The 336-nt window shown below is 46.1% G+C and carries 1 protein-coding gene; it reads left to right on the top strand.

The window, feature by feature from the left end; genetic code table 11:
- Positions 1-9: 9 nt before the first annotated feature.
- Positions 10-336: hypothetical protein (locus SB772_RS39615; protein WP_410838469.1), on the top strand; the 327-nt coding region annotated here is incomplete at its 3' end.

The following is a 336-nucleotide window of genomic DNA, read 5'->3' as shown; positions in this document are numbered from 1 at the left end:
GCATCAGAAGTGGGCGTTTGGGATTACGAGCCACAAGACGTATTGGCAAAAGGTCGCGTTGGACCTGGTCAAATGCTGGTCATTGATACGTTAACAGGTCAAATTTTAGATACGACAGCTATTGCAACTTTACTAAAAACGGCGCATCCATATCGCAAATGGTTACGTGAAGAAGCGACGCGTGTTCGTGATGATGAGCGTCTAGAAGAGACATTGGCAACGCAAGCGTGCCGCGGTGATAAGCTAAAAGCGCTACAAAAAATGTATCATATCACCAATGAAGAGCGCACAGAAATCATTCGCCCTAATGCTGAAAATGGTCAAGAACCAGTCGGC

It is taken from the genome of Paraburkholderia sp. SIMBA_030, from assembly GCF_046535245.1.
Lineage (GTDB): Bacteria > Pseudomonadota > Gammaproteobacteria > Burkholderiales > Burkholderiaceae > Paraburkholderia.
The sequence above is the reverse complement of the archived record's forward strand: the minus strand, read 5'-3'. Positions and strand labels throughout refer to the sequence as shown.